Here is a 12,518-nt window from a genome sequence, read left to right on the forward strand (position 1 = left end):
AGCGGCACGAGGTGCTGCGCACGCGATTCGTCACCGACGAGGACGGTCAGCCCTTCCAGCAGGTGCTGGCGCCGGGTGGCTACGCGCTGGACGTCGATGTGGCGCAACCGCAACCCGTGAGCGCCGACGGACTGTCGGAGGCGATCGCCGACGTCGTCGGCGTGGGATTCGACCTGGCCGCCGCGCCCCCGCTGCGGGCGCGTCTGTTACTCGACGAGGACGGCTCCTACGTCCTGGTGTTCATCGTCCACCACGTCATCGGTGACGGTGGCTCGCTGGCGCCGCTGGCCCGCGACCTGGTGGTGGCGTACGCGGCGCTCGCCGAGGGACACGAGCCCGCGTGGGCGCCGCTACCGGTGCAGTACGCCGATTTCGCGGTCTGGCAGCAGAGCCTGTTGGGCGACCCGGCCGATGCGACGTCGGTGGCCGCGCGCCAACTCCGGTTCTGGACCGACACGCTGGCCGGGGCCCCCGAACTCCTCGCCCTGCCCACCGACTTCCCGCGGCCGCCGATGCAGACCCAACGGGCCCAGGCGTTCCGCTTCGAGGTCGCGCGTGAAACCGTCGCTGCGATCGACGCGTTCGCGCGGCGCAATGATGCTTCGCTCTTCATGACGCTGCACGCGATTTCGGCAGTCGTCCTCGCACGGATGACCGGTGAGCGCGACATTGTCATCGGTACCCCGTACGCGGGGCGCGGTGAGCGCGAGCTCGACGATCTCGTCGGGATGTTCGTCAACACGGTCGCACTGCGCACCGAGATCGACCCGGCCCGCGGCTTTGCGGATCTGCTGTCGATGGTGCGCGAGGTCGACCTCAGCGCCCTCGACAACGCCGAGGTGCCGTTCGAGATGGTCGTCGACGCAGTCAATCCGGCGCGCAGCACCGCCCACTCGCCGATCTTCCAGGTTCTGCTGGTGCTGCAGGAGGCCCAAGGCGCGACGTTTGAACTAGGCGAGACCCGCGGCGAACTGGTCGAGTTGTTCCGCGATCTGACCGACAACGATCTTGCGCTGACCTTCGTCCAGGACCCCCTGGGCGAGAGCGGTTCCGGACCCCTGATCGGGGTCATCGAGTACAACGCAGACCTGTTCGTCGAGTCGACGATCGAATCGCTCGCGGAGGCGTTCGGACGCGTGGCCGACGGCGTGCTGCGCGATGCGACGAGGCCGGTCGGCGATATCGAGATCCTCGACGGCTACGAGCGTGAAGCGGTGCTGCTCGTCGGCCGCGGCGCGCAGGTCCACTTCGACGAGCAGCATCTCGCTGATGCGGTGCAAGCCCAAATCGCCGCCAACCCCGACGCAGCGGCACTGGCGTTCGAGGGCCGTACCGTCAGCTATGCCGAATTCGGTGCCCGGGTCGCGGTGTTCGCGCGCGAGTTGATCGCGGCTGGCATCGGGCCCGACGACCCGGTGGCGGTGTGCCTGTCACGCTCGGTCGAGATGGTCGTCGCGCTGCACGCGGTGATCGCAGCCGGCGGTCAGTACGTGCCCATCGACCCCGATGCCCCCGCCGAGCGCGTCGAGTCGATGCTCGACACCGTCGGTGCGCGTGTCCTGGCGGTGCGGGCGGGCGACGAGCAGACCTCGGCTGCGGGTCTCGCGGCGACCCGCGGCCTGACGGTCGCCGTCGTGGATTGCTCGACCCCGGCCGACCTCACGGCACAGCCGGTGACCCAGGCGGAGCGCCGCACACCGCTGCGGCCCGACCACGCTGCGTACACGCTGTTCACGTCTGGTTCGACCGGTGTCCCCAAGGGAGTGACGGTCAGCCACCGCGCGGTTTATAACCGGCTGCGGTGGGGGCTCGACGAGATCCCGTGGGGCCACGACGACATCGTCGTGCAGAAGACCCCGTACACCTTCGACGTCTCGGTGCCCGAACTGTTCGGACCGCTGCTGGTCGGGGCGAGGCTCGTCGTCGCCCGGCCCGGGGGGCACACCGATCCGCAGTATCTCGCCGAGCTCCTCGAGCGACAGGCGGTCACCTCGGTCCACTTCGTGCCGTCGATGTTGGCGGTCTTCCTCGACGTCATCGACCCGGCGCGTCTGGCCCGGCTGAGCGCGCTGCGCTATCTCCCGATGTCGGGCGAGGCGGTGCCGCCGGCGCTGGCCCGGCGCGCCGCGCAGCTCCTGCACGCAAAGATGTTCAACCTCTACGGCCCCACCGAAGCGGCCGTCGAGGTGACCTATCACCGGATCGGCGCCAATGCCGCATCCGTCCCGATGGGGCGCCCTGTCTGGAACACGACGGTATTGGTGCTGGACTCGCGGCTGCACCCGGTGCCGCAGGGGGTGGCCGGCGAGCTCTACCTGGCCGGCGTGCAACTGGCGCGCGGGTACGCCGCACGTGGCGATTTGACCGCCGACCGGTTTGTCGCCGACCCGTTCGGGGAGCCGGGGGCGCGGATGTACCGCACCGGTGACCTGGTGCGATACAACGCCAGCGATGAACTCGAATACCTTGGGCGCACAGACTTCCAGGTGAAGCTGCGCGGACAGCGCATCGAGCTGGGCGAGGTGGAAGCGATCCTCGCATCACTGCCGGGGGTGGTGCATGCCGCAGCGACGGTGGCGAAGGCCCCGACCGGCGCTGAGCACCTCGTCGCCTACGTGTCCGGGCACGGCGACATCGACGTCGAGACTGCGCGAGAGTCCGTCGCGCAAGCGCTGCCCGAGTACATGGTGCCCACCGTGTGGCAGGTGTTGACCGATGTGTCCCTCAACAGCGCGGGCAAGTTAGATCGCCGCGCGCTGCCCGAGCCCGATTTCGCGTCCGCGTCGACGGGTGCGGGCGTGGCGCCGGAGTCGGAGGCCGAGGCGCGGATCGCCGAGATCGTGGCCGGCATCCTGGGTGTGGAGTCCGTGGGAGTCACCGACTCCTTCTTCGCGCTCGGCGGCGACTCCATCATGTCCATCCAGCTGTCGACCGTCCTGCGCGGCGCCGGTTACGAGCTGAGCCCCCGCGACATTTTCGAGTACCGTACCGTGCGCGCGCTGGCGGCCCACGCCGGCTCGACGGCCGTGGTGCGGCTCGAGGAATTGCCCGGCGGGGGCATCGGCGAGCTCGACCTCACGCCGACGATCCGCTGGATGCTGGAGCTGTCACCGCAGCCCGGCGCATTCGACGACTACAACCAGTCCACCGTGCTCAACCTGCCCGCCGGATTCTCCGACGAAGACGTCGCGGCGGTGCTCGACGCGGTGATCGCGCGGCACCCGATGCTGTCGGCACGACTGGCGCAGACCGCCGGGCAGTGGTTGATGAGTGCCGGTGAACCGGTCACGTCGATCGCTGGCCGGGCCGTCGTGCAGACCGTCGACGCGGTGACCGGCTCGGCGGATTTCGACGAGGCACTGCGGGCCGCGCACCGGGCGGCGCTGGCCGCGCTCGATCCGGCGACGGGCGCCATGGTCGCGGTCGCCACGGTGCGCAGCAGTGTCGACGGTGCTGGTCGGCTGGTGCTGGCGATCAACCATGCCGCGGTCGATGCGGTGTCGTGGATGACGATCCTGGGCGACCTCGCCGCGGGAGCCGGTGCGGTGGCGGTCGGCGACCCGATTGCGCTGCCGCCCGCGGCGGGCACGTCGATGCGACGGTGGGCCCGAGTGTTGACCGAGTTGGGCGCGCAGCGGTGCGACGAGATCGACGTGTGGCGCCGCCACCTGCCCGAACAGCCCTCGGCGCTGGCACTGGGAGCGCCGGTCCTCGTCTCGCAGACGGCACTGGCGCAAGTGCGGGTCCCCGTGCGGGTGACCGAGGCCGTGCTGGGCTCGGTGGCCCCAGCGTTCCGCACCGGCGTCGACGACGTGCTCCTTACCGCGGTCATGATCGCGGCCGCGCGCCTCGACTTATCGTCGGATTCTGGCGCCACCGCGGTGTCGGTCCTGCTGGAGGGCCACGGGCGCGTCGAGTCGATCGCCCCGGGCGCGGATCTCTCGAGCACGGTCGGGTGGTTCACCAGCGTTTCCCCGGTCACCGTGAGTACCGCGGAGCTGGTCGCTGACCTCGTCCACGCCACGAAGTCGGTGAAGGAGGCGTTGGCCACGCGTCCCGACGACGGCATCGCGTTCGGCTCGCTGCGCTGGGGACCCGACCACGACGACGAGCTCGCCGCCCGGCCCTTGCCGCCGATCGTGTTCAACTACCTCGGCGCCGGTGGATCGTCGACAGGCGGAGCGGTCGACCTGTCAGCCACCCCGTTTGCCGTCACCGGCGACGGTCCGGATCTGCCTCCTTCGGTGGCCGGCGCGATGTTCGCTCCCGCGCTGACCGCCAACATCAGCACCGTGCCTGCGGCGGATGGCCGTGAATTCGTCATCGCACTGTCGGGGGCGGGATCGGTGCTGGACGAGACCGGACTGGCCGCGCTCGGCGAATCGATCACCGGGGTGCTCGCGGACCTGGTCGACGTCACCGCCGCCGCGGATCCGGGGCTGAGCCCGTCCGACATCGTCGGGGTCGAACTGACCCAGGGCGAGATCGACCTTCTGGCGGTGGAGCGCCCGGGCGCGCAGATCTGGCCGTTGTCGCCGCTGCAGCAAGGCCTGCTGTTCCAGAGCGAACTGTCCGCACAGGCGACCGACGGAGTCGACCCGTATCTGATGCAGTCGGCCGTCGATCTGCGCGGCGGCATCGACGAGGGGCGCCTGCGCGTCGCCGCTCAGCGGCTGATCGACCGCCACGACGTGCTGCGCTCGGCCTTCGTGCGGACCGCGTCCGGCCAGTCGGTCGCGGTCGTCGCGCCCGCGGTCGATGCCCCGTGGGAAACGGTCGACCTGCGCGGGGAGGCCGACATCGACTCGGTGCGGAGGCAAGTGCGAGACATCGCCGAGCAGCAGACCCGCACCCGCTTCGACGTGTCGGGCGCGCCGCTGATCCGGTTCACGTTCGTGCGGCTGCCCGACGACTCCTGCACCCTGATCATCACCAACCACCACCTGCTCGCCGACGGGTGGTCGACGCCGCTGATGATGGCCGAGCTTTTCGCCGGCTACGGGGAGATCGACGTCACCGCGCCCGCGCCGTCGTACCGCACGTTCCTGGACTGGGTGGCGCGCAGCGACGCCGCTGCGGGACAGCAGGCGTGGCGGGAGTTCCTCGCTGCGGCCACCGGTCCGACGCTGCTCGCGACGAACAGGCGCGGCGACACCGGTGGCGCCAGCGTCGACCACCACGAGACGCTCGGAGCCGAGCTGACCGCGGCCCTGAGCCGAGTCAGCCGCGAGCTCGAGGTCACCACAGCCGTTCTGCTGCAGTTCGCCTGGGCGGTGCTGCTGCACAAGCTCACCGGTGAGGACACCGTGGTGTTCGGGGAGACCGTCTCCGGACGACCGCCCGAGCTCGACGGTGCCGACACGATGATCGGCCTGCTGATCAACACGCTGCCCGTCGCCGTCACCGTCGACGACGACCGCCCGATCGCCGATGCGCTGACCGATCTGGCCGCTCGCAAGGCGACCGTGCTGGACCATCAGCACCTGTCGCTCACCGACATCGCGACGGCGGCCGGCCTGGGCGAACTGTTCGACACCCTCGTCGTCTACGAGTCCTACCCCGTCGACGCCGAGGGCCTCGCCGCAGCGGGCGATCAGCTCGGCGTCGAGGTCACCGACGTGCGGGCCGCAGATGCCACGCACTATCCGCTGTCGCTGGTGGCCGCACCCGCCGCCCGCGACGGCCGGGCCGAACTGGACGTGACCCTGAAGTACCTGCCCGGGCTGTTCGACGAGGCCGACGTCGTCACCCTCGCCCAGCGCTACCGCCGCATCCTGGAGGCGCTGGCCGCTGATCCCACGGTCGCGGTCGGGGACATGTCGATCTTGGAGCCGGCCGAACGCGCGGAGCTGGTGCCGATGGTCTCGGCGCCGGCGGTGGAGCCGGTTGTGTTGGCGGAGTTGTTCACGGCTGCGGCGGCCCAGGCGCCGGACACCGTGGCGGTGGTGGATGCGTTCGGTGTTGAGCTGTCGTATGCGGAGTTGGATGAGGCATCGAATCGGTTGGCGCGCTGGCTGGTCGGCCGGGGTGTGGGTGCCGGTGACGTGGTGGCGCTGGCGATTCCGCGTTCGGCGGGGCTGGTGGTGGCGGTGTGGGCCGTGGCCAAGGCGGGGGCGGGGTATGTGCCGGTCGATCCGGAGTATCCGGCGGATCGGATCGCGCACATTGTCGCAGACAGTGGAGTGCGGTTCGGGTTGGCGGTGGATGGGTTCGCCATTGCGGGTCCGGGCTGTGAGTGGGTGCGTCTGGGGGACACACTGGATGCGGAGCTGGCGGGGTTGTCGGGTGTGCCGATCGCGGCGGGTGAGTTGGTTCGACCGGTCTCTTTTGATGATGTGGCGTATGTGATCTACACGTCGGGGTCGACGGGGTTGCCCAAGGGCGTGGTGATCAGTCATCGGGGCTTGGCGAACTATGCGATGGGTCAGCACGTCGGTTTGGGTGTGGGTCCCGGGGCACGTGTGCTGGGGTACGCCTCGCCGAGTTTTGATGCGTCGGTGTTGGAGATGTTGATGGCTGTGACGTCGCGGGGCGCGGTGGTGCTGCGTCCAGTTGAGGCGGTCGGTGGTGTGGCCCTGGAGGAATGGATTTCCCGGCACGCGGTGACGCATTGGTTTGTGACGCCGCGCGTGCTGGAATCGGTGGATCCGGCGGCCGTGCCGTCGTTGCGGGGCGTGTTGGTCGGCGGTGAGGCGGTGGCGCCGACGCTGTTGGCGCGGTGGTCCGGTGTTGACGTGCGGGTGCTGTATGGGGCGACGGAGGCGACAATCGCGCAGACGATGGCGGTGCGGGCCTTCGACGGACGGGTGGTGCTGGGTGAGCCGATGGTGGGGATTTCGGTGTTGGTGCTCGATCGGCGGTTGCAGCCGGTGCCGGTGGGGATGATCGGTGAGGTGTATTTGTCCGGGCCGGGGTTGGCGCGCGGCTATGTCGGACGCCCTGGGTTGAGCGCGACGCGCTTCGTCGCCGATCGGTTCGGTGGCCCGGGGCAGCGGATGTATGCCACCGGTGATGTGGTGCGGGTGGTGCGCGACGGGTCGGGCGGTCCGACGATGGAGTTCGTGGGCCGCACCGATGACCAGGTGAAGCTGCGGGGTTTGCGGATCGAGCTCGGCGAGGTCGAGTCGGCGTTGGCCACGGCGCCGGGGGTGGGGGCTGCGGTGGTGGTCGGGGTGGCCGAGGACGGGCAGATCGCGAGGTCGGGGACTTCGGCGATCACCGCGCTGGCCGGCTATGTGGTGCCCGAGCACGGCGCTGCTGTGGATGTGGATGTGGTGCGCGCGTACCTGGCGCTGCGTTTGCCGGGCTATATGGTGCCGGGTTCGTTGTTGGTGGTCGAGGTGTTGCCGTTGACGCCGACGGGCAAGCTGGACACCGCGGCGTTGCCGGCGCCGGTGTTGGCCGCGATCGGGGAGTTCGTGGAGCCGGCGACCGACGCCGAGGTGGCGGTGGCGCAGGTTTTCGCCGAAGTCTTGGGAATTGAGCAGGTGGGTGCGACTGACTCATTCTTCGATTTGGGTGGCAACTCGCTCTCGGCCACGCGGCTGGCCGCCCGCGTCGGCGATGCGCTGCAGACCGACATCACGATCCGCGACGTCTTCGACGGACCGACCGTGCGCGACCTGGCCGCCCACAGCGGCGGCGCGCCGCGCCGCGCCGCGCTTAGTCGCCAGGAGCGACCCGAGCGGATCCCGTTGTCGTCGGTGCAGCGGCGCATGTGGTTCATCAACCAGTACGACCCGTCGTCGCCTGCCTACAACATCTCGATATCGGTCCGTCTGCGCGGCGAGGTCGACATCGCGCGTCTGCACGCCGCGTTCGGTGACGTCCTGGACCGTCACGAGATCCTGCGAACCCGCTATCCGTCAGACGACGCCGACGGGCCGTGGCAGGAGATCATGCCTGCGGCAGAGGCTGCCGGGCGCCTCGACTGGATGCAGGCCGACTCCTTCGGTGCGTTGACCGCGGCGGCGATGCGGCCATTCGATGTGAGCACCGACCTGCCCATCCGCGTGTACTGGTTCGACAATGCCGACGAGGGCACGACCGACCTGCTTATCATCGCCCACCACATCGCCTTCGACGGCGGGTCGGGCCCGCTGTTCGTTCGTGACCTGATCGCGGCGTACGCGCAGACCGACCAGCCGGAGTTGCCGGTTCAGTACGCCGACTACGCGCTGTGGCAGCTCGCCGAGCTCGGTGACACCGACGACCCCGATTCCCCGCTGGGTCGCCAGTTCGCGTATTGGCTCTCCCAACTCGACGATCTGCCTGAGGTCACCAACCTGCCGATGGACCGGCCACGACCGGTTGAGGCGGATCCGACCGGTGCCCGCGTCCGCGTCCCTATCGACTCGGCGACCGTCGACGGACTTGCCGACCTCGCCCGTGAACAGGGCGTGACGACATTCATGGTGCACCACGCGCTCGTGGCCATTCTCGTCGCACGCTTGGCCGCGACGACCGACGTCGTCGTGGGCACGCCGATCGACGGGCGCACCGATACGGCGTTGCACGATCTCGTCGGCATGTTCGTCAACACGCTTGTCCTGCGTACAGGAGTCGCCGCGGGGATGTCGGTGGCCGACCTGCTCGGCGAGGTGCGCCGCGTCGACGTCGACGCTTTCGCCAACGCCGACGTCAACTTCGAGCAGCTGGTGCAGACGCTGGCACCCGATCGCAGCCTGAGTCATTCACCCCTGTTCCAGATCATCCTGGCGGTCAATACCGTTGACGGCCAGAACGCCGAACTCGCCCAGGCCGGAATCGTTGCCGAACCGCTCCCCGTCGACGTCGATGAGGAGAAGGTCGATCTGACGCTCACCGTCGTCCTCGGCGACGATCCGCACATCGAGATGTCGTATGCGACTTCGCTCTTCGACGCCGCCACGATTGAGCGCTTCGGCGGCGTGTGGCAGCGGATCGCCGCAGCGGCGATCGCCGACCCCTCGATCGCCGTCGGCGACATCGATATCGTCGGAGCCGCATCGGCGCCGGCCCCTGTCACCGCTCCCGCATGGGCGGTCCAGTCGGTGGGCGGCGCCAGTGAGACGGGGACGCTGGTCGACATTCTCGCCCAGCGTGACCTGGACCTCACCCATCCGGCTCTGATCTGCGGCGACGTGGAGCTCACCTACGCGGAGTTCGAGGCCCGGAGCAACCGGGTGGCCCGCGCCCTCATCGACCGCGGCGTCGGTCCCGAGGTCGTCGTCGCCGTCGGTATCCGCCGGTCGATCGACTTCGTCATCGCGGCGTGGGGTGTCATCAAGTCCGGTGCTGCCTACGTGCCGGTCGACCCTGCCTATCCGGCCGAGCGGGTGGCGTTCATGCTCGAGGACAGCGAGGCGCTCCTGGGCATCGCGGCCGGCGACGAGCTGGGCGGCGCGGTCGAATGGCTGGACCTGTCGGCATTGGAGTCCGCGCCGTTCGACGACGGGCCCATCCGCGACGGGGAACGCCGTCACCCGGTCCGGCTCACCGACCTGGCGTATCTGATCTACACGTCCGGCTCGACCGGAAAGCCCAAGGCCGTAGCCGTCAGCAACTCGGGCCTTGCCAGCCTGGTCGGCACGTCCCGGGAGATCACCGGCTCCCGCCTCGACGACCCCGATACGCGCGTCCTCTGCGTTGCGTCCCCGAGTTTCGATGCCTCGGTCTTCGAGCTGCTGTGGGCACTCACCGCCGGGCACACGCTGGTGATCGCCCCGGCCGACGATTACGCCGGCACTGCCCTCGACGCGGTGATCGAGGCCGGCGAGGTCACCGACATGATGGTCACCCCGTCGGTCCTGGCCTCGCTCGATCCGGCGCGCGCGGAAACCGTGCGCAATCTCTGCCCCGCCGGCGAGGCGTGCCCCCCTGAATTGGTGGAGCGTTGGGCGACGCGCGGGCGCCGCGTGTTCAACAGTTATGGACCGACGGAGGCGACGGTCCTGTCGACCCGCGCCCGACTGCTGCCCGGCAAGCCGATCACGATTGGCCGCGGGCTGGGGGGCTTCACCACCCGAGTCCTCGACACCCGCCTGCACGAGGTCCCCGACGGCGTGCTCGGCGAGCTGTACTTGGAGACCGCCGGCCTGGCGCGCGGCTATGTCGGCCGCCCCGGGCTCACAGCGACGAGCTTCATCGCCAACCCGTTCGGCGCACCGGGGTCGCGGCTCTACAAAACCGGCGACATCGTCCGGGTCAACAGCTCCGGCGACATCGAGTTCGGCGGCCGCTCCGACCACCAGATCAAGATCAACGGTCAGCGGGTCGAACTCGGCGAGATCCAGGCGGTACTGGGCGAGCAGCCCGGCGTCGCGCAGGCCGTGGTGATCGGCGTCGGGGATAAGAATGCGACGCGACTGGTGGGCTACCTCGTCGCCGAGCCGGGAATCGACGCCGACGATCTGGACATCGCCGCGATCACCGACGAGGCCGCCCAGCGCCTGCCCAGACACATGGTGCCGTCGCAGCTGATCGCCGTGCCCGACCTCCCGCTCACCCCGACGGGCAAACTCGACCGTGACGCGCTGCCGAAGCCTGGCGAGGCACTGGAGGAGGAGTTCGTCGCCCCGGCCACCGAAGCCGAGCGTGCGCTCGCCGACATCGTCAGCGGCCTGCTCGGCCTTGACGAGGTGTCGGTCACCGAGTCGTTCTTCGCCCTGGGCGGCGACTCGATCATGTCGATCCAGCTGGCGTCGGCCGCCAAGTCGGTCGGCATTTCGCTGACCCCGCGCGAGATCTTCGAGCACCGCACCGTTCGAGCGATGGCACTGGCCGGTGAGCAGGAATCGTCGACGCCGTTGCTGGCCGAGCCCGACGGCGTGGCACAGGGGATCATTCCACTGCCGCCGATCGTCGCGTGGATGCTCGAGCTCGCCGACGGGCCCAGCGACTACGCCGACTTCTCCCAAGCCCTCGTCTTGGCGGCACCGCGCGGACTCGGCCGCGCCGAACTCGACGCGGTCCTCGCCGGCGTCGTCGGCAACCATCCCGCGTTGGCCGCTGTCTTCGACCAGGACTCCACGACCGCGACCCTGCGCGCCGGCGCTGTCGAGGCAGCCGACGCGGTATGGACCGACGCCCGGTCGACGGGGGACGCGCTGGTCGGAACACCGGCGTTCGACGAGGCCATCCGCGCGGCGCACGCCAACGCCCTGGCACATCTGAACCCGGCGATCGGCCTGCAAGTCGCGGCGGTCCTGTTGCGCGACGCAAATGATGACGGGCGGGTCGTCCTCGCCATCCACCACCTCGGAGTGGACGCGGTGTCGTGGCCTATCCTTATCGAGGATCTGGCCACCGCCTGGAGTCAGCTTCGTGACGGTGCGCCGGTGCAACTGCGGCCCGAGACTACGTCGATGCGCGCCTGGTACACCGCGGTGGCCGCCGAGCCGTCGGAGCGCTCCGGTGAGGTCGACTACTGGCTGGACCGGTTGCCCGAAATGCCAACGCCACTGGCGTCGATGAGTCCGGAGGGAGGGCGATGAGCGGTATGGAGTCCGTGCAGATCCGCGTATCGTCCGCCACCTCGGAGGCGGTCCTCGTCGACGCACCCAACGCGTTCCGGACCGGTAGCACCGAGGTCATGCTCGCCGCCCTCGCGCGGGCCGTCCGCGGCTACCAGCGCGACAACCAGATCGCCGACGATCGGCCGATTTTCATCCAGGTCGAGCGGCACGGTCGCGAGGACTCGGCCGTGACCCACAGTGGCGGCCGCGCCGATCTGACACGCACGGTGGGCTGGTTCACCACGATCGCACCGGTGCGGGTGGACCCCGCTGTTGACGCCGTCCACGCGGTGAAGGCGGCGAAGGAGGAACTGGCGGGTCAACCCGATTTAGGTGCCGGTTTCGGTGCGCTGCGCTTCGGCTCCGATTCGGAACTGTCGCGGCGGCCCCTGCCGAGCATCGGATTCAACTTCCTCGGCGCCGGCGGCGGCTCGCAGCGCGACGAGGCCCCGGTCGATCTCACCGACGTCCTGCTGCCCGTCAGTGACGCTCCGGACCTTCCCCCGACAGTCAGTGGGCGGATGCGTCCTCTCAACACGCTGCTGGTCAACGTGGGCACCGTGGTCGGAAGTGCCGGTCGCGAACTCGTGGCGACCTTCTTCTACGACAACGGTGTCCTCAACGCCGACGACGTCGACGACCTCGCGCGCCGCTGGATCGCCGAGCTAGACGACATTGTCGCGGCGGTCGGTGACGGGGACGTGGGGTTGAGCCCGTCGGATATCCCTGGTGGGTCTTTGACCCAGGCCGATCTTGATGGTTTGGCGTTGCGGTATCCGGGTGCGATGGTGTGGCCGTTGACTCCGTTGCAGCGGGGTTTCTATTTTCAGCATGAGTTGGTTGATGGGGATCGTGGTGAGGGTATTGACGTTTACGTCGCGCACGCGGTTTTGACCCTTGATGGTGATGTGGACGTGGATCGGTTGCGCTTGGCTGCTGCGGGTGTTTTGGATCGGCATGAGGTGTTGCGGTCGGGGTATGTGCATGTGGCCGATGGTGCGCCGGTGGCGGTGGTGCCCCCTC

Annotated in this window: 2 protein-coding genes; both read left to right on the forward strand. The window is 69.4% G+C overall.

Going from position 1 to position 12,518, the window contains the following annotated elements:
* The first annotated feature begins 11 nt into the window (after positions 1-11).
* Positions 12-11,474, forward strand: coding sequence for a non-ribosomal peptide synthetase (locus B4L26_RS11955; protein ID WP_290719099.1), 11,463 nt, complete (start codon positions 12-14; stop codon positions 11,472-11,474).
* Positions 11,471-12,518: hypothetical protein (locus tag B4L26_RS11960; protein ID WP_290719100.1), on the forward strand; the 1,048-nt coding region annotated here is incomplete at its 3' end. The genes B4L26_RS11955 and B4L26_RS11960, both read left to right, overlap by 4 nt.

This window comes from Gordonia sp. UBA7599, assembly GCA_002477755.1.
Lineage (GTDB): Bacteria > Actinomycetota > Actinomycetes > Mycobacteriales > Mycobacteriaceae > Gordonia.